13 protein-coding genes, 1 tRNA gene and 1 pseudogene are annotated in these 17,907 nt (G+C 62.5%); all 15 read right to left on the reverse strand.

Annotated features, from left to right (window positions below):
• Window positions 1-170: 170 nt before the first annotated feature.
• On the reverse strand, window positions 171-1,508 hold the full coding sequence (rsmB, locus tag ACEN8I_RS23495) for a 16S rRNA (cytosine(967)-C(5))-methyltransferase RsmB (RefSeq protein ID WP_413331063.1): 1,338 nt from the start codon (window positions 1,506-1,508) through the stop codon (window positions 171-173).
• A 117-nt stretch (window positions 1,509-1,625) separates the two neighbouring features.
• Window positions 1,626-2,942: an FCSD flavin-binding domain-containing protein gene (locus ACEN8I_RS23500; protein WP_413331064.1), complete on the reverse strand. Its 1,317-nt coding sequence runs from the start codon at window positions 2,940-2,942 to the stop codon at window positions 1,626-1,628.
• A 15-nt stretch (window positions 2,943-2,957) separates the two neighbouring features.
• Complete coding sequence (locus tag ACEN8I_RS23505; RefSeq protein ID WP_413331065.1) at window positions 2,958-3,281, reverse strand: c-type cytochrome; 324 nt, start codon at window positions 3,279-3,281, stop codon at window positions 2,958-2,960.
• Between the two features lie 172 nt (window positions 3,282-3,453).
• Window positions 3,454-4,455: a M48 family metalloprotease gene (locus tag ACEN8I_RS23510; protein ID WP_413331066.1), complete on the reverse strand. Its 1,002-nt coding sequence runs from the start codon at window positions 4,453-4,455 to the stop codon at window positions 3,454-3,456.
• Window positions 4,456-4,632: 177 nt separating this feature from the next.
• Entirely contained in the window at window positions 4,633-5,226 is a 594-nt protein-coding gene (locus ACEN8I_RS23515; protein WP_413331067.1) for a LemA family protein, read from the reverse strand.
• Window positions 5,227-5,437: 211 nt separating this feature from the next.
• Window positions 5,438-9,658: a DNA-directed RNA polymerase subunit beta' gene (gene rpoC / locus ACEN8I_RS23520; RefSeq protein ID WP_413331068.1), complete on the reverse strand. Its 4,221-nt coding sequence runs from the start codon at window positions 9,656-9,658 to the stop codon at window positions 5,438-5,440.
• 28 nt (window positions 9,659-9,686) lie between these two features.
• Complete coding sequence (rpoB, locus tag ACEN8I_RS23525) at window positions 9,687-13,799, reverse strand: DNA-directed RNA polymerase subunit beta (RefSeq protein ID WP_007871348.1); 4,113 nt, start codon at window positions 13,797-13,799, stop codon at window positions 9,687-9,689.
• A gap of 342 nt (window positions 13,800-14,141) precedes the next feature.
• Entirely contained in the window at window positions 14,142-14,522 is a 381-nt protein-coding gene (gene rplL / locus ACEN8I_RS23530) for a 50S ribosomal protein L7/L12 (protein WP_007871345.1), read from the reverse strand.
• A 26-nt stretch (window positions 14,523-14,548) separates the two neighbouring features.
• Entirely contained in the window at window positions 14,549-15,079 is a 531-nt protein-coding gene (gene rplJ, locus ACEN8I_RS23535) for a 50S ribosomal protein L10 (RefSeq protein ID WP_413331069.1), read from the reverse strand.
• 268 nt (window positions 15,080-15,347) lie between these two features.
• On the reverse strand, window positions 15,348-16,043 hold the full coding sequence (rplA, locus tag ACEN8I_RS23540) for a 50S ribosomal protein L1 (protein WP_413331070.1): 696 nt from the start codon (window positions 16,041-16,043) through the stop codon (window positions 15,348-15,350).
• On the reverse strand, window positions 16,040-16,474 hold the full coding sequence (gene rplK, locus ACEN8I_RS23545; RefSeq protein WP_007871338.1) for a 50S ribosomal protein L11: 435 nt from the start codon (window positions 16,472-16,474) through the stop codon (window positions 16,040-16,042). The genes rplA and rplK overlap by 4 nt, the downstream gene beginning before the upstream one ends.
• A gap of 143 nt (window positions 16,475-16,617) precedes the next feature.
• Window positions 16,618-17,145, reverse strand: coding sequence for a transcription termination/antitermination protein NusG (gene nusG, locus ACEN8I_RS23550; RefSeq protein ID WP_369751959.1), 528 nt, complete (start codon window positions 17,143-17,145; stop codon window positions 16,618-16,620).
• A gap of 68 nt (window positions 17,146-17,213) precedes the next feature.
• On the reverse strand, window positions 17,214-17,597 hold the full coding sequence (gene secE, locus ACEN8I_RS23555; RefSeq protein ID WP_413331071.1) for a preprotein translocase subunit SecE: 384 nt from the start codon (window positions 17,595-17,597) through the stop codon (window positions 17,214-17,216).
• A 133-nt stretch (window positions 17,598-17,730) separates the two neighbouring features.
• Window positions 17,731-17,806, reverse strand: a tRNA-Trp gene (locus ACEN8I_RS23560).
• 17 nt (window positions 17,807-17,823) lie between these two features.
• Window positions 17,824-17,907, reverse strand: a pseudogene (locus ACEN8I_RS23565) (elongation factor Tu); the annotation flags it as partial.

Consider the following 17,907-nt stretch of genomic DNA (forward strand, 5'->3'; position numbering starts at 1 on the left):
GTGCATGGCCAAAAGGCACCTGGGCGCCCTGGGCCCCGCGGCCTCCGCCGCGCCCCCCGCTTCGGGGGGTTTTCGGGGGGGCGGGGGGGGGCGCGCCCCCCCAGGCCAGCAAAAAGCACAGGCAAGCTCCCAGCAGCCAGCGCGCGACGGTATGCCCCGGCCGCCAACAGTCAGTGGTCGCTTTTTTCAAGGAGTGCGTAATAAAAACCGTCGTGCTCACGCATCAAATTGTCCGGGAAGACCGTCGCTTCCACGCCACTTTGCGGGAGCAAATGCCCCGGCGAGGGCCTTAATAGGGCATCGGTGTGGTGCGTAAGAAACGTTTGTATCTGCTTGTCGCCTTCTGCGAGAAAAACCGAGCAAGTGCAGTACAACAGGCGCCCGCCGGGTTTGAGCAAGGGCCAGAGCGTCTGGAGCAGCTTGGCCTGGATGGCGGCCAACTGGGCGACGTCCGTGGGTCGGCGCAGCCAGCGCACGTCGGGGTGGCGCCGCACGATGCCGGAGGCGGTGCAGGGGGCATCCAGCAAAATGCCGTCGTAAAGCCGGCCGTCCCACCAGCCGTCCGGCTGGCCTGCGTCGCCCACGCGGACCTGGGCCTGCAGGCCCAGGCGCAGCAGGTTTTGCCCCACGCGCTGGCAGCGGCGGGGGTCAATGTCCAGCGCGGTCACCTCGCAATCGGCCAGTTCCAGCAGGTGGGCGGTTTTGCCGCCCGGGGCAGCGCAGGCGTCGAGGATATTGAGCCGGGCACCGCCCTCGCCCGGTTGGATCAGTTCCTGCAGCAGCAAAGGCGCCGCCAGCTGCGCGGCGGCATCCTGCACCGAAAAATGGCCTTCGGCAAAGCCGGGCAGGCTGGGCACGGGGCGCGCCGCGGCCAGGACCACACCTTGCCGGCCCACCGGCGAGGCGTCTATCCCGGCCGACGCCAGCGCCTGCAGGTAGCCGGCCTGCGTCGTTTGGCGCTCATTGACGCGCAGGATCAGCGGCGCGCGGCTGTTGTTGGCCTGCAGGACGGCCTGCCACTGCCCGGGATGGTCCTTGCGCACACGGTCTATCCACCACTGCGGGTGGTTCCAGACGGCTTGCGGGCTTTTTTCGGTACGCGCAACAAGTTCGTCGCGCTCGCGCAGGAAGCGGCGCAGGCAGCCATTGATAAAGTTGGCCTGGTGCTGGGTGGCGTCACCGCGCTTGGCGGCCTCAACAGCCTGATCCACCAGTGTGTGCGCGGTATAGGGCGCGCCCTCCTCCGTCCAGATCAAGGCCAGCGCCACGCACAGCAGGGCGTCGGCCTCGGGCGGCGGCGGGCGGCGGGCCAGCTGCTGGCGCAAGGCCTCGGCGCGGCCCAGCCAGCGCAGCGTGTGAAAGCCCAGGGACTGCACGCCGGGCCGCAGCGCGGCGTCAATGTCTTCCAGCGCAGCGGTCATGGACTGGCCGTCGCGCACGGCCATCAGCAGGGAGGCAGCCCCCTGGAGCTGGCGCCACAGGGGAACTTGGGTCGGGTTGTCTTGCATCGGTTCCGTAAAGGCGGACTTCCGAGAAGCCCGCCGCCAAACCGCTCAGGGGTGAACGGCGAATCACTGTATTAGACCAGCCTCGCCGTGGGTGACCTGACCGCTCCGACGAGGCGCTCAGGCCAGGGTATCAGCCCAGATATTGCTGGCCCAGTTCAGCGCGTAGATGCCTTCAAGCTCGGTGGGCCCGGTGCTGACGCCGCCCGAGCCGGCGACGGCCTTGAAGGTTTTTTCGGCGGCCACGTATTCATGCACGCTGGCCACGTGGATCACGTTCTTGTTATCCACAAAGCTGTAGCAGGTGTTGGTCAGCATGGGCGCCGGGTTCACGTCCCAGCCTGAGAGCTGGGCCACGATGGCGGCGGCGGCCACCTTGCCATGGTTGTTGGCCATGTGCCCGCTCTTGGGCATGGCCGGCGCCACCTGGATGGAGTCGCCGAGCACGTGCACGTCCTTGGCGGCGGTCGATTCAAACGTCAGGTAGTTGACGCCGCACCAGCGGTTGTTGGCCTGGTTGTTCAGCCCCGCCTGCACGGCGATGGTGCCGGCGCGCATCGCGGGCAGCACATTGAGCACATGGGCCTTGACGTCGTCCTGTACGTCGAACCTGATGATGCCGGCCTTGGCGTCCACCGCCGTGGCCTTGTGCTGGCCGCGGTATTCAACAATGCCCTTGTACTGCTCGGCCCAGACCTTTTTGAACAGCGGGCCTTTGGAGGTGACGTCGGGATTCGCGTCCAGGATCAGCACCTTGCTGCGCGGCTTGGCGGCCTTGAAGTAGCCAGCGATGACCGAGGCGCGTTCGTAGGGGCCGGGCGGGCAGCGGTAAGGCGCTTCGGGAATCGTGATGGCGTAGACGCCGCCGTCGGGCATGGCTTCGAGCTGGCGGCGCAGCGCCACAGTTTCGGCACCGGCCTTCCAGGCCTGCAGCACCTGACCGGCGGCATTGGCTTCTTTGAGGCCTTCTATGCTGCCGAACATCAGCTCCACGCCGGGCGAGACCACCAATTTGTCGTAGGCGATGGTGGCGCCGCGGGCCAGCGTGACGGTTTTCTTCGCGGTGTCTATGGCGCTGGCATAGTCCTTCACCACGGTAATGCCATGGGCTCGCGACAGGCTTGCGTAGGGACTGGTGATGTCGGCAATCTGCTTGCCTCCACTGAGCACGAGGTTGGAGATGGGGCAGGAGATAAAAGCGTCCTGCGGCTCGATCAGCACCACGTCGATCTGATAGTCGGACAGCAGCCGCACATATTTGGCGGCGGTGGCGCCGCCGTAGCCGCCGCCTATCACCACGACCTTGGCTTTGGATGGAACGGCGGTGCTGGCGCAGCCGGCCAGGCCCAGCAAGCCCAGGGCGGCCGTGGACTGCAGGAAGGAGCGGCGCTTGAAGCTGCCCAGGGAGGCGGAAGAGGATTGAAGAAAGGTGTTCATGGTGTTCTTTCGTCCTTACTTCTTTTGCGCTGCAAAGTAGCCGGCCAGCGCCTCGATCTGCGCGTCGTTAAAGCCCTTGCTGATCTGGTGCATCACGGTGGCCGGCCGCGCGCCGGTCTTGAAGGCGTTCATCTGCGCGACGATGTAGCCCTTGTCGAGGCCGGCCAACGAGGTGACAGTGGAACCTTCGACCACCTTGCCATTGGTGCCGTGGCAGTTGGCGCAGGTAGCTGCCAGGCTCCTGGTGTAAAGCGCTTCCTTGCTTTGCGCCTGGGCCAGGGGGCTGAGTGCAACACAAAGCAGCGGCAAGGTGAGCCTGGCGAGTTGTGGGATTCTCATGGGGGTTTTCTCCTGGCGTGTTCAAACGCCGCTTGCATGTTCAGCTGACAATTTAACGCGATGCCTGCGGCACCCAATAGGGAGTATCCAGTACTTTGCTGCGTGCCGTCACGCCGGTATTCGAACCATTGGTGATGTGCTTAGAACCTGTTCATTGCTGGTGGCCTTGCAGTCAAAAAATCGCATCGGGCCTCGTCGCCAGTCCATCTTGCGTGGACAGAGCCGCCATGGGCCTGCCGTAGATCTCGAAAATGCGCTCGACAAGCGGCGGGTGGCTGGCAAACCAGCGCCCCCTGTCGCTGGCATCGACCAGCAGCATGTGCTGCACCGCCGGGTGCAGACTGCGCGCGGGCGCCATCCCCTGCTCTTCCTCGCCGGCCACCTTGCGCAGCACGCCGCCCAGGCCTTCGCGGCTGCGCGTGAACTGCACGGCACGCGCATCGGCCAGGAACTCGCGTTGGCGCGAGATCGCCGCCTTGAGCGCGCGCCCCGCCAGCCAGCCCAGCGAGCCGCTGACCAGAATGGGAAAGCCGGGCAAAGCGAGGAAAGAGCGCTGGCCGTTCTGGTCGGCGCTGCACATGCTGCGGCCCAGGTTGAAAATCATCTCCAGCCCGACCACCATGCCCGCCAGCCGCATGTTCAGACGCGTGTCGCCTTCGCGCAGGTGGCTCAGTTCGTGGGCCACCAGTCCTTGCAGTTCGTCGCGCGTGAGCTTGTCGAGCGCGCCCTGCGTGACGGCGATGACGGCGTCGTCCTCGCCCCAGCCCGCGGCGAAGGCATTGATCGCATCAATGCGCGGCAGTACCATGGCCAGGGGCGGCTTCATGCTGGCGGCAATGGCCAGTTCGTCCACGATGTTGCAGAGCTTGTGTTCGGCCTCCCGGCTGGCGGGCCAGGCCTCACGTGCGCCCACGCGGCGCGCCAGTGCTTCGCCGCCGCTGCTGAGGGCGGAGGTCTCCAGCCACCAGCCACCCAGCACAAACAGCAGGGTCACCGAGGTGTTGACGCTGAAGAAGTAGGCCGGGTAACCGCTAAAGCCCGGCGTCACCAGCCGCCAGGCCAATGCCAACGCGCCATTGACGCCCAGCAACAATGCCACCAGGGTCAAGGCGAAGAGCAGCAACAGCCGCAGGGTCTGGGCGCGGGCGGTTTCCTGCCGTTCAAAAAAACGCATTCGTGTTTCCTTGAGGCATCTCATACCTCAATACTTCAGCGCGATTGGAGAAAATTCCGGATGACCTCAACCAGCCGGGGCCGTGGAACCGGCTTTGCCGGGGCGCAGGCGCAGCGGCCCCATACCCAGGGAAAGGGGCAGCGCGCCGCAGGCTCGAAGTGAGAAGCGTGGGGGTCGTCACATCTGAATACGTACGGCCTGCCGCTCGGCATCATTCTCGGTCGCGCGCAGCATGGCCGAGGGCGCGAAGCCAAAAGTGCGCGCAATCAACACGGCCGGGAACTGGCCCTGCGCATTGTTGTAGTCGAGCACGGCGTCGTTATAGGCCTGGCGCGCGAAACCGACCTTGTTTTCGGTGCTCGTGAGTTCTTCGCTGAGTTCGCGAATCGTCTGGTCGGCCTTGAGTTCCGGATAGGCCTCGGCCACGGCGAAGAGGCGTCCCAGGCTGCCTTCGAGCGATTGCTCGGCGGCGGCCAGTGCGGTCACGGCGCCGGCGTTGGCGGGCCGGCTGCGCACCGCATCGCTGGCGCTGCGCGCCTGGTTGCGCGCCAGCATCACGGCCTCCAGCGTGCTTTGCTCGTGCTGAAGGTATTTCTTGGCGGCTTCCACCAGGTTGGGAATCAGGTCGTAGCGGCGCTTGAGCTGCACGTCGATCTGGCCGAAGGCATTGGCAATGATGTTTTTGTGCCGCACCAGCCGGTTGTAGGCGCCCACAGCCCAGAAAACCAGCAGGGCAAACACGACGATGGCGACAAGCGTACTGAGGGACATGGGGCTCCTTGGTGCGGGGAATTCCGTAAGCCGGGAAACAGGCGAGCAAGCCAGAAGGCTGCCGCGAGGTTAACTGCTTTTGGGCCGGATCGGCAAGCCGGCCGTCCTCCCAGTGTGGCGGCCGCACCGCAAGCGCCCAAAAAAAAGCCCCACACCTTTACAGGGTGTGGGGCCTGGCGCCTTTCAGGGCGCCGTGAGCTTGCCAGCGGGCTTACTCGGAAGCGGCGCTGTCGCCACCGGTTTCAGCCGCGGCGGGCATTGCTTCCAGTTCGGCGGCTTCGGCTTCGGCGATGGCACGGCGCTCGGCGTCGTCCATCTGGTCCTTGGCCTTGCGTGCCTCGTGGTAAGCCATGCCGGTGCCGGCAGGGATCAGTCGGCCGACGATCACGTTCTCTTTGAGGCCGCGCAGCTCGTCGCGCTTGCCCATGATGGCAGCCTCGGTGAGCACGCGGGTGGTTTCCTGGAAGGAAGCCGCGGAGATGAACGAATCGGTCGACAGCGAAGCCTTGGTGATACCGAGCAGCAGGTTGCTGTAGGTGGCCGGGACCTTGCCTTCGGCGCGCAGGGCGTCGTTGCTGTCCAGCATGGCGGAACGCTCGACCTGTTCGCCGGCAATGTAGCTGGAATCGCCGACGTTTTCAACGACCACGCGGCGCAGCATCTGGCGAACAATCACTTCGATGTGCTTGTCGTTGATCTTCACGCCCTGCAGGCGGTAAACGTCCTGCACTTCGTCGACGATGTAGCGGGCCAGCTCTTCCATGCCCAGGAGGCGCAGGATGTCTTGCGGGTCGGCGGGGCCGTCCACAATCGATTCGCCCTTGTTGACCACCTGGCCTTCGTGCACCAGGATGTTCTTTTCCTTGGGGACCAGGTCTTCCCAGACCTTGCCGTCGGGATCGGTGATCTGCAGGCGAACCTTGCCCTTGGTCTCCTTGCCGAAGGACACGGTACCGGTCATCTCGGCCAGCGTGCCCTTGTCTTTCGGCGTACGGGCTTCGAACAACTCGGCCACACGCGGCAGACCGCCGGTAATGTCGCGGGTCTTCTGGCCTTCGATGGGGATACGGGCCAGCACCTCGCCGGGACCCACGTCCTGGCCGTCGCGCACCTGAACCAGCGCGCCCACCTGGAAACCGATGGTCACCGAGTGGTCGGTACCGGGGATCTTGACTTCGTGGCCGGCGGCGTCGATCAGCTTGACCTGCGGACGGATCACTTTCGTGGCACCGCGGCGTTTCGGGTCGATCACCACCAGGGTGGACAGGCCCGTCACATCGTCAACCTGCTTGGCAACCGTCACGCCTTCTTCCACATTCTCGAAGGCCACCTTGCCGGCGAACTCGGTAATGATGGGGCGCGTCAGCGGATCCCAGTTGGCCAGGATGGCGCCGGCCTTGATGGTCTGGTCGGCCTTGACGGTCAGCGTGGCGCCATAAGGCACCTTGTGGCGTTCACGCTCGCGGCCGTGCTCGTCATGGATGACGATTTCGCCGGAGCGGGCGATCACGACCAGCTCGCCCTTGCTGTTGGTCACATAACGCATGGGCGCATTGAAACCGATCACGCCGTTGGACTTGGCCTCGACGCTGGAAGCAATGGCCGCGCGCGACGCGGCGCCGCCGATGTGGAAGGTCCGCATCGTCAGCTGGGTGCCGGGCTCGCCGATCGACTGGGCGGCGATGATACCGACCGCCTCGCCGATGTTGATCAGGCCGCCACGGCCCAGATCGCGGCCGTAGCACTTGGCGCACAGGCCGAAGCGGGTTTCGCAGGTCAGCGCGGTGCGCACCTTGACTTCGTCCACGCCGGCTGCTTCGAGTTCTTCGATCAGGTCTTCGTCCAGCATGACGCCGGCCTTGACCAGAACCGAGCGGTTCTCGGGGTGCAGCACGTCTTCGACCGAGGTACGGCCGAGGATACGGTCGCGCAGCGACTCGATGACTTCACCGCCCTCGACGATGGCGCGCATCAGCGAGCCTTCCTGGGTGCCGCAGTCCTCTTCGGTCACGACAAGGTCCTGCACCACGTCGCACAGGCGGCGCGTGAGGTAGCCGGAGTTGGCGGTTTTCAGCGCCGTGTCGGCCAGACCCTTACGGGCACCGTGGGTGGAGATGAAGTACTCCAGCACGTTCAGGCCTTCGCGGAAGTTGGCGGTGATCGGCGTTTCGATGATCGAGCCGTCAGGCTTGGCCATCAGGCCGCGCATACCGGCCACCTGGCGAATCTGCGCCGCGGAACCGCGGGCGCCCGAGTCGGCCATCATGTAGATGGAGTTGAAGGACTCCTGCTCGACTTCCTTGCCGTTGCGGTCGATGACCTTCTCTTTCGAGAGCTGAGACATCATCACCTTGGACACTTCGTCGCCGGACTTGCCCCAGATGTCCACCACCTTGTTGTAACGCTCGCCGGAGGTCACCAGGCCCGAGACATACTGCTGCTCGATCTCTTTGACTTCCTTCTGGGCGCGCGCAATGATGGCGGGCTTTTCCTTGGGGATCAGCATGTCGTCGATGCAGATCGAGATACCGGCCTTGGTCGCCAGGCGGAAGCCCGACTGCAGCAGCTTGTCGGCGAACACCACGGTCTCTTTCAATCCGCATTTGCGGAAAGACACGTTGATGAGCTTGGAGATTTCCTTCTTCTTCAACGCCTTGTTGATGTTGGAGAAAGGCAGGCCCTTGGGCAGGATTTCGGAGAGCAGTGCACGGCCGCCGGTGGTTTCCCACAGCTTGGTCGAAGGCACGAACTCGCCGGTGGCCTTGTCCTTGGTGTACTCGGTCAGGCGCACGCTGATGCGGGCGTTCAGGTCGAGTTCGCCCGCGTCGAAAGCGCGGCGGACTTCACCGGTGTCCGAGAACACCAGGCCTTCGCCCTTGCCGTTGGTGCGGTCCCGGGTCGTGTAGTACAGGCCCAGCACAACGTCCTGCGAAGGAACGATGGAGGGCTCGCCGTTGGCGGGGAACAGGATGTTGTTCGAAGCCAGCATCAGGGTGCGGGCTTCCATCTGCGCTTCCACCGACAGCGGTACGTGGACGGCCATCTGGTCACCGTCGAAGTCGGCGTTGAAGGCCGAGCAGACGAGCGGGTGCAGCTGGATGGCCTTGCCTTCGATCAGGATGGGCTCAAAAGCCTGGATGCCCAAACGGTGCAGCGTAGGCGCACGGTTCAGCATCACGGGGTGTTCCTTGATGACCTCTTCCAGGATGTCCCAGACCACCGGGGTGCCGGATTCGACTTCCTTCTTCGCCGCCTTGATGGTCGTGGCGATGCCGCGCGACTCGAGCTGCGCGAAGATGAAAGGCTTGAACAGTTCCAGCGCCATCAGCTTGGGCAGGCCGCACTGGTGCAGCTTGAGCGTCGGGCCCACGGTAATCACGGAACGGCCGGAGTAGTCGACGCGTTTGCCCAGCAAGTTCTGGCGGAAACGGCCCGACTTGCCCTTGATCATGTCGGCCAGCGACTTCAGCGCACGCTTGTTGGCGCCCGTCATGGCCTTGCCGCGGCGGCCGTTGTCCAGCAGCGAGTCGACGGCTTCCTGCAGCATGCGCTTTTCGTTGCGCGCGATGATTTCAGGGGCCTTCAGCTCCAGCAGGCGGCGCAGGCGGCTGTTGCGGTTGATGACGCGCCGATACAGGTCGTTCAGATCGGAGGTCGCGAAGCGGCCGCCGTCCAGCGGCACCAGCGGACGCAGGTCCGGCGGCAGCACTGGCAGCACGTCGAGCACCATCCAGCCCGGCTTGATGCCGGACTTCTTGAACGCTTCCATCAATTTCAAGCGCTTGGCGTTTTTCTTGATCTTGATTTCGGAACCGGTCAGGTCGTTGCGCAGCTTCTCGATTTCGACATCCAGGTCCAGCCCTTCGAGCAGGTCCTTGATGCCTTCGGCGCCCATCTTGGCGGTGTACTCGTCACCGTATTCCTTTCGCTTGGCGTCGTAGTCGTCTTCCGACATGATGCTGAATTTCTTCAGCGGGGTCATGCCGGGATCGGTCACCACGTATGCTTCAAAGTACAGTACGCGTTCGATGTCGCGCAGCGTCATGTCGAGCACCAGGCCCAGGCGCGACGGCAGCGATTTCAGGAACCAGATGTGCGCGCACGGCGCGGCCAGGTCGATGTGACCCATGCGCTCGCGGCGGACCTTGGTCTGCGTGACTTCAACGCCGCACTTCTCGCAGATGACACCGCGGTGCTTGAGGCGCTTGTACTTGCCGCACAGGCATTCGTAGTCCTTGATGGGGCCAAAGATCTTGGCGCAAAAAAGACCGTCGCGCTCGGGCTTGAAGGTGCGGTAGTTGATGGTTTCAGGCTTCTTGACTTCGCCGAAAGACCACGAACGGATCTTCTCGGGCGAGGCCATGCCGATCTTGATGGCATCGAAATGCTCATCCGGCGTGAATTGCTTGAACAGGTCGAGTAACGATTTCATGAGTTAAATCCTTTTCTTTCCTGTTGAATTAGCTGCGTTCCAGCTCGATGTCGATACCGAGCGAACGAATTTCCTTGACCAGCACGTTGAACGACTCGGGCATGCCCGCCGTGATCGCGTGCTCGCCCTTGACGATGCTCTCGTACACCTTGGTACGGCCTTGCACGTCGTCGGACTTGACGGTGAGCATTTCCTGCAGCGTGTAGGAAGCGCCGTAGGCTTCCAGCGCCCAGACCTCCATCTCGCCGAAACGCTGTCCACCGAACTGCGCCTTGCCGCCAAGGGGCTGCTGCGTGACCAGGCTGTAGGGGCCGGTCGAGCGGGCGTGCATCTTGTCGTCCACCAGGTGGTGCAGCTTCAGGACGTGCATGTAGCCCACCGTCGTGGTGCGCTCGAACTGGTCGCCCGTGCGGCCGTCGTACAGCTGAGCCTGGGTGCGCGTCGCCGTCAGGCCCTTGGCCTTGGCGATGTCGTCCGGGTAAGCCAGCTTGAGCATGGTCATGATGTCTTCTTCCGAAGCGCCATCGAACACCGGCGTCGCGAAGGGTACGCCGCTGGCCAGGTTGCCAGCCATCTCGAGCACGTCGGTATCCGACAATTTGGCCAGGTCTTCACCACGGCCCGACTTGTTGTACAGCGTTTCCATGAACTTGCGCAGCTCGGCTACTTTGGCCTCGGCCTGCAGCATGTCGCCGATACGCTGGCCCAGGCCCTTGGCGGCCCAGCCCAGGTGGACTTCCAGCACCTGGCCCACGTTCATGCGCGAAGGCACGCCCAGGGGGTTCAGCACGATGTCGCACGGCGTGCCGTCGGCCATGTAGGGCATGTCTTCGACCGGAACGATCTTGGACACCACACCCTTGTTGCCGTGGCGGCCGGCCATCTTGTCGCCGGGTTGCAGGCGGCGCTTGACGGCCAGGTACACCTTGACCATCTTGAGCACGCCGGCCGGCAGTTCGTCGCCCTGCGTGAGCTTCTTGCGCTTTTCCTCAAAAGCCAGGTCGAAGCTGTGGCGCGTCTGCTCCATGGCGTTCTTGACGCTTTCCAGCTGCGAAGCCACTTCGTCGTCCGCCGGGCGGATGTCGAACCAGTGGTACTTCTCGACGTCGGCCAGGTAGGCCTTGTCGATCTTGCTGCCCTTGGCGAGCTTTTTCGGGCCGCCGTTGGCGACCTTGCCGACGAGCAGCTTTTCGATACGGTCGAACGCGTCGGCCTCGACGATGCGCAGCTGGTCGTTCAGGTCCAGGCGGAAGCGCTTGAGTTCGTCGTCGATGATCTGCTGGGCACGCTTGTCGCGGACGATGCCTTCACGGGTGAAGACCTGCACGTCGATCACGGTGCCCTGCGAGCCCTGGCTCACGCGCAGCGAGGTGTCTTTCACGTCGCTGGCTTTTTCGCCGAAGATGGCGCGCAACAGTTTTTCTTCCGGCGTCAGCGTGGTCTCGCCCTTGGGCGTGACCTTGCCGACCAGCGTGTCGCCCGGCTGGACTTCGGCGCCGACATAAATAATGCCGGACTCGTCGAGGCGGTTGAGCTGCTGTTCGGACAGGTTCGGGATGTCGCGCGTAATTTCTTCGGAACCTAGCTTGGTGTCGCGGGCCATCACCACGAGTTCTTCGATGTGGATCGAGGTGTAGCGGTCTTCGGCCACCACGCGCTCGGAGATCAGGATCGAATCCTCGAAGTTGTAGCCGTTCCAGGGCATGAAAGCCACCAGCATATTCTGGCCCAGGGCCAGCTCGCCGATGTCCGTCGATGCGCCGTCAGCGATCACGTCACCCTTGGCCAGCTTGTCGCCCATCTTGACGATGGGGCGCTGGTGGATGTTGGTGTTCTGGTTGGAACGCTGATACTTGATCAGGTTGTAGATGTCCACGCCGACTTCGCCGGCCAGGGCTTCCGCGTCATTGACGCGCACCACGATGCGGGTGGCATCGACGTAGTCCACCACGCCGCCGCGATTGGCCGTCACCACGGTGCCGGAGTCGACCGCGGAAACGCGCTCGATGCCGGTGCCGACGAAGGCCTTCTCGGGACGCAGAACCGGCACGGCCTGGCGCTGCATGTTGGCGCCCATCAGCGCGCGGTTGGCGTCATCGTGCTCCAGGAAGGGCACCAACGATGCGGCGACCGAGACGATCTGCGCGGGCGACACGTCCATGTACTGGATGCGCTCAGCGCCGACCAGCACGGATTCGCCGTTTTCACGGGCGGACACCAGGTCGCCGGTCAGCTTGCCGGATTCGTCCAGCGCCGCATTGGCCTGGGCGATCACGTACTTGCCTTCCTCGATAGCCGACAGGTAGTCGATCTGGTCGGTGATCTTGCTGTCCACCACACGGCGGTACGGGGTTTCGATGAAACCGTACTCGTTAAGGCGGGCGTACAGGGCCAGCGAGTTGATCAGGCCGATGTTCGGTCCTTCAGGCGTTTCAATCGGGCAGACGCGGCCGTAATGAGTCACGTGCACGTCGCGCACTTCGAAACCTGCGCGTTCGCGGGTCAAACCGCCCGGGCCAAGGGCCGAAACACGGCGCTTGTGGGTGATCTCGGACAGCGGGTTGGTCTGGTCCATGAACTGCGACAGCTGCGATGCGCCGAAGAATTCCTTCAGGGCAGCGGAGATCGGCTTGCTGTTGATCAGGTCGTGCGGCATCAAGGGCTCTTGCTCAGCCTGACCCAGACGCTCCTTCACGGCTTTTTCGATACGTGCCAGGCCGGTGCGGTACTGGTTCTCGGCCAGTTCGCCGACGCAACGCACGCGGCGGTTGCCGAGGTGGTCGATGTCATCGACTTCGCCATTGCCATTGCGCAGATCGACCAGGATCTTGACCACGGCGAGGATGTCCTCGTTGGTCATGACCATGGGGCCGGTGGAAGAATCGCGGCCGACGCGGGCGTTGAACTTCATGCGGCCCACGCGCGAGAGGTCGTAGGTGTCCGGGTTGTAGAACAGGCGCTGGAACAGGGCCTGCACCGCGTCTTCCGTCGGCGGTTCGCCGGGGCGCATCATGCGGTAGATGGCGACACGGGCGGCGAACTCGTCGGCCGTTTCATCGGCGCGCAGGGTTTGCGAGATGTACGCGCCCTGATCGAGTTCATTGGTGTACAACACCTGCAGGTCCTGCACGCCGGCCGCGCGCAGCTTCTTGAGCAGCACTTCGGTCAGTTCGTCATTGGCCTTGGCGATGATTTCACCGGTTTCGGCGTCAACGATGTTCTTGGCGACCACGCGGCCGACCAGGAAGTCTTCCGGAACGCTGATGGTGGTGGTGTTGCTTTGCTCGAGTTCACGCGTGTGGCGAACCGTGATGCGCTTGTCTTTCGCGACCACGACCTTGCCGTTCTTGTCGGTGATGTCGAAACGCGCCACTTCACCGCGCATGCGCTCGGCGACAAACTCCATCTGCGCGCCGCTGTCCATCAGGCGGAAGTTGTCGAACACGAAGAAGTTCGCGAGGATGGATTCCGGGTTCAGGCCGATGGCCTTGAGCAGGATGGTGACCGGCATCTTGCGGCGGCGGTCGACGCGGAAATACAGCACGTCCTTCGGGTCGAATTCGAAGTCGAGCCAGGAGCCGCGGTAAGGGATGATGCGGGCGGAAAACAGCAGTTTGCCCGAGCTGTGGGTCTTGCCCTTGTCATGCTCGAAGAACACGCCGGGCGAGCGATGCAGCTGGGACACGATCACGCGTTCGGTCCCGTTGATCACGAAGGAGCCCTTGTCGGTCATCAGGGGCACTTCGCCCATGTAGACTTCCTGCTCTTTCACTTCCTTGACCACCTTGGACTGCGACGTGGAAGATTCGCGGTCGTAAATGATCAGCTGCACCTTGGCGCGCACGGCCGAGGCGAAGGTGAGTCCACGGGTCTGGCACTCGCGCACGTCGAAGGCGGGCTTGGCCAGGTTGTACTCGATGAATTTCATCTCGACAAAACCATTGTGCGAGACGATGGGGAATGCGTTGTCAAACGCTGCCTGCAGGCCTTCGATGGTGCGCTTCTGGGGCGCACGGTCGGCTTGCAGGAACGCTGTGTACGCGTCTTTCTGCATTTGCAGCAAATAGGGAACAGTCAACACGCTTTCGCGGTTGCCGAAGCTTTTGCGGATGCGTTTACGTTCGGTGTAGGAATAGGCCATGAGTTCTCCGCGTTGATGGGCTCTGGCGACTCTCGTGCCCGAATACACCACGTATTCAGGCAGCTTGGTGGTTGGCCACTACCAACCATGGCGGACGGCGACGCATTGCACGTCACCCGAACCAAGGCGTTTTCTGCAGTCGGGGTCAGAAAACACTGGAAAAAGGACTGATATCAATCATTTTTCCAGTGTTTCTACAAAACACTGGGCAGGCTGCAGGCCCGCCAGTTTTCGAAGAAAACTGAAAAAAGGACGGTTTAAATCCTCTTTTCAGTGTGCTCCTTGAAGCACGAAAGGCTGGAAGCCCGACTACGGTCTTCCAGCCTTCTCGAACACCAAGAATTACTTGAGTTCGACTTTCGCGCCGGCTTCTTCGAGCTTCTTCTTGGCGGCTTCTGCGTCGGCCTTGGGAGCGCCTTCCTTGACGTTCTTCGGAGCGCCGTCCACCAGGTCCTTGGCTTCTTTCAGGCCCAGACCGGTGATTTCGCGCACGGCCTTGATGACCGACACCTTGTTCGCGCCAGCTTCGAGCAGCACGACGTTGAAGTCGGTCTTCTCTTCAGCAGCAGCTGCACCGCCGCCACCGCCGCCGCCGGCAGCGGGAGCAGCCATGGCGGCTGCGCTCACGCCAAATTTCTCTTCGATGGCTTTCACCAGGTCGTTGAGTTCGAGGACCGTCATGCTATCCAGCGCGGTCAGAAATGCGTCTTTATCGAATGCCATTTTGATTTCCTAAAAAAGTTGGGTAATTACGCTGCTACAGGTTCAGCTGCTGCGGGGGCTTCGGCTGCGCCGCCACCCTTTTTCGCGGCCAGGGCGCCCAGCACAACGGCCGTACGCGACATGGGCGACATCAGCAAGCCACACACCTGGGCCAGCAACACTTCCTTGGAAGGGATGTTGGCCAGTTGCTTCACGCCGTTCACGTCCAGGGTCTTGCCACCGAATGCACCACCGCGAATGACCAACTTGTCGTTGGTCTTGGCGAAGTCAGACACCACTTTCGCGGCAGCTACTGCATCTGTGGAAAAGCCGTAGATCAGCGGACCGGTCATCTGGTCGGACACGACTTCGAATGCGCTACCGGCCACGGCACGGCGAGCCAGGGTGTTCTTCAGAACACTCAGGGTCACGCCTTTGTCGCGGGCTTGGCTGCGCAGACGGGTCATGTCGGCGACCGTGATACCACGGTATTCCGCCATCACGAGCGTTTGAGCTTTAGCGGCGAGGCCGGTCACTTCATCAATGACGGCTTGTTTCTCACTGCGGTTGAGACTCAAGGTCTACTCCTTAAAAATGTGCCGTCGGGTTCCGGCCGGCTTGCGCCGGCCTTCAGCCCTTCAACACGCTCATGTTCAGCGACCAACTGTTTTCAGATTCTTTGCAAAACCATTCAAGCAGCGGGACCGCCATCTGCGTTGGCTGTCTTTCGATTAAGCGGCGAGCCCAAAAGCCTGCCGCGCCAACGGTCTTGGATGACCTGCCGGAACGAACCCCGGCAGCCCACCACATCGGGCAACCCTTGCGGGGCCGCCCAAATTTTCGCGATTACGCTGCGATGGTTTGCGTGTCGACGCGAACGCCCACACCCATCGTGGACGAAACCGCCACTTTCTTCAAATACACACCCTTGCTCGAAGCCGGCTTGGCTTTTTGCAGCGCGTCGATCAGCGCGGCCAGGTTGCCCTGAAGCTTGTCCGTGTCGAACGAGCGGCGGCCGATGGTGCCGTGCACGATACCGGCCTTGTCGACGCGGAACTGGACCTGACCGGCTTTCGCGTTCTTGACGGCGGTGGCGACGTCAGGCGTCACAGTGCCGACCTTGGGGTTGGGCATCAGGCCGCGGGGGCCGAGCACTTGGCCCAGGGTACCCACGATGCGCATGGCATCGGGGGAAGCGATCACTACGTCGAAGTCCATCTTGCCGGCCTTGATTTCGGCGGCCAGATCGTCCATGCCGACGATGTCGGCACCGGCGGCCTTGGCTTCTTCAGCCTTGGCGCCTTGTGCAAACACGGCCACTCGCTTGGTCTTGCCGGTGCCGTTGGGCAGCACAACCGCGCCGCGAACGACCTGGTCGGATTTCTTGGCGTCGATGCCGAGCTGCACAGCCACATCGATGGATTCATCGAACTTGGCGACGGCGAACTCTTTCACAAGACCCAGGGCCTCGGGCAAGGTGTACAGCTTGTTGCTGTCGATCTTGTTGCCAATGGTTTTTTGGCGTTTGGTCAGCTTGCTCATACAACACCCTCCACCGACACGCCCATGGAGCGGGCCGTACCGGCAATCGTGCGAACTGCAGCGTCGAGGTCTGCAGCCGTCATGTCTTTCATTTTGGTCTTGGCAATTTCTTCAAGCTGTGCGCGGGAAATCTTGCCAACCTTCACCGTGTGCGGCGTGGACGAACCCTTGTCGAGCTTGATGGCCTTTTTGATCAGCACGCCGGCGGGAGGCGTCTTGATCACGAAGGTGAAACTCTTGTCGGCAAATGCCGTGATTACCACAGGCAGCGGCAGACCTGGCTCGACACCTTGGGTCTGCGCATTGAATGCCTTGCAGAATTCCATGATGTTCAGGCCGCGCTGACCGAGCGCAGGGCCTATCGGGGGGGACGGATTGGCTTTACCAGCTGGTACTTGCAGCTTGATGAAGCCGACGATTTTTTTCGCCATACTTTTCTCCTTGCGGGTCATAACGCCTGGGCGCCGCCGTCAAGGCAGGCCCGGGCTCCCCGGGGGTTACACAACTCAAAAACAGTCCCTGGGGACCGTTTCGCGCCGAGTTGCAAGACGCGAAATGACTTGCCGGACCGAAATTACGTTTTTTCGATCTGGCTGAATTCCAGTTCCACAGGCGTGGCGCGGCCAAAAATCGTGACCGACACACGCACCTTGTTCTTGTCGTAGTTGACCTCTTCCACCGTGCCATTGAAGTCGGTGAAGGGGCCGTCCTTGACGCGCACATACTCGCCCGCCTCGAACTCCACCTTGTGGCGAGGCTTCTCGGTGCCGACCTGCATCTGGCTGACGATCTTCTGGACGTCTTCTTCAGAGATGGGCGCCGGGCGGTTCTTGGCTCCGCCGACAAAACCGGTCACCTTGTTGGTGTGCTTCACCAGGTGCCAGGTTTCATCGTCCATGACCATTTCGACCAGAACGTAACCCGGGAAAAAGCGACGTTCCGTCGTCTTTTTCTGGCCGTTCTTGATTTCGACCACTTCTTCGGTGGGCACCAGGAAGCGACCGAACTTGGACTGCATGCCCGCGCGGTTGATGCGCTCGACGATATTGCGTTCGACCGCTTTTTCCATGCCGGAATAGGCATGGACGACATACCACTGCATGCCTGGCGTCGGCGTGAGGGACGTACCCGCCGCCACTTCGCTGACTACCGTGCCATTCAGATCGCTCATTATCGTTTCCATCCCAGGATCAGGTCGTAAAACACCCACTCGAGCGTCTTGTCCGTAAACCACAAAAAGAGCGCCATGATCACCACAAAACCAAACACATAGGCCGTCATCTGAATGGCCTCCCTGCGGGCAGGCCAGACAACTTTCCTGACTTCACGCCAGGAATCGCGGCCGAAAGCCACGAATTGTTTGCCCGGCTCGGACAGCATGAACACCGCCACGGCCGCCACCAGCCCAAGGATCAGGGCGCCCCACTGAACCACCTGGCCTTGTTTGGCCAGCAGGTAAAACCCCGCCAACGAAGCCAGCACCAGAGCAACGGCCGCGCCCAGCTTGGCCTTGTCGGCGCTGGTACTGACGGTTTCAACTTGAGAAGTGGCCATGGTCGGCGGATTTCCTGTTCAATCTTCGGGCGCCTTTTCAGACGCTTAAGCCCACCTGGAGTTTTGACTCCCGGCGGGCTTGCTTTTTAACTCTTCAAACCACCCTCAGCGCTGATACACATCAACCATCAGGTGGCAGGGGCAGTAGGAATCGAACCTACAACCTTCGGTTTTGGAGACCGACGCTCTGCCAATTGAGCTATACCCCTCCATCAAACCTCACAAATCAGGCAATGATCTTTGCCACGACGCCGGCGCCGACGGTCTTGCCGCCCTCACGGATGGCGAAGCGCAGGCCTTCTTCCATGGC

The organism is Polaromonas sp. CT11-55 (assembly GCF_047303325.1).
Classification (GTDB): domain Bacteria; phylum Pseudomonadota; class Gammaproteobacteria; order Burkholderiales; family Burkholderiaceae_C; genus Polaromonas.

Coding starts and splice junctions, on each gene's coding strand:
- ACEN8I_RS23510 (WP_413331066.1), bottom strand. CDS start 4,455: ATGCGTTTTTTTGAACGGCAGGAAACCGCCCGCGCCCAGACCCTGCGG.
- ACEN8I_RS23500 (WP_413331064.1), bottom strand. CDS start 2,942: ATGAACACCTTTCTTCAATCCTCTTCCGCCTCCCTGGGCAGCTTCAAG.
- secE (WP_413331071.1), bottom strand. CDS start 17,597: ATGGCCACTTCTCAAGTTGAAACCGTCAGTACCAGCGCCGACAAGGCC.
- rpoB (WP_007871348.1), bottom strand. CDS start 13,799: ATGGCCTATTCCTACACCGAACGTAAACGCATCCGCAAAAGCTTCGGC.
- ACEN8I_RS23505 (WP_413331065.1), bottom strand. CDS start 3,281: ATGAGAATCCCACAACTCGCCAGGCTCACCTTGCCGCTGCTTTGTGTT.
- rpoC (WP_413331068.1), bottom strand. CDS start 9,658: ATGAAATCGTTACTCGACCTGTTCAAGCAATTCACGCCGGATGAGCAT.
- rsmB (WP_413331063.1), bottom strand. CDS start 1,508: ATGCAAGACAACCCGACCCAAGTTCCCCTGTGGCGCCAGCTCCAGGGG.
- ACEN8I_RS23515 (WP_413331067.1), bottom strand. CDS start 5,226: ATGTCCCTCAGTACGCTTGTCGCCATCGTCGTGTTTGCCCTGCTGGTT.
- rplK (WP_007871338.1), bottom strand. CDS start 16,474: ATGGCGAAAAAAATCGTCGGCTTCATCAAGCTGCAAGTACCAGCTGGT.
- rplA (WP_413331070.1), bottom strand. CDS start 16,043: ATGAGCAAGCTGACCAAACGCCAAAAAACCATTGGCAACAAGATCGAC.
- nusG (WP_369751959.1), bottom strand. CDS start 17,145: ATGCAGTGGTATGTCGTCCATGCCTATTCCGGCATGGAAAAAGCGGTC.
- rplL (WP_007871345.1), bottom strand. CDS start 14,522: ATGGCATTCGATAAAGACGCATTTCTGACCGCGCTGGATAGCATGACG.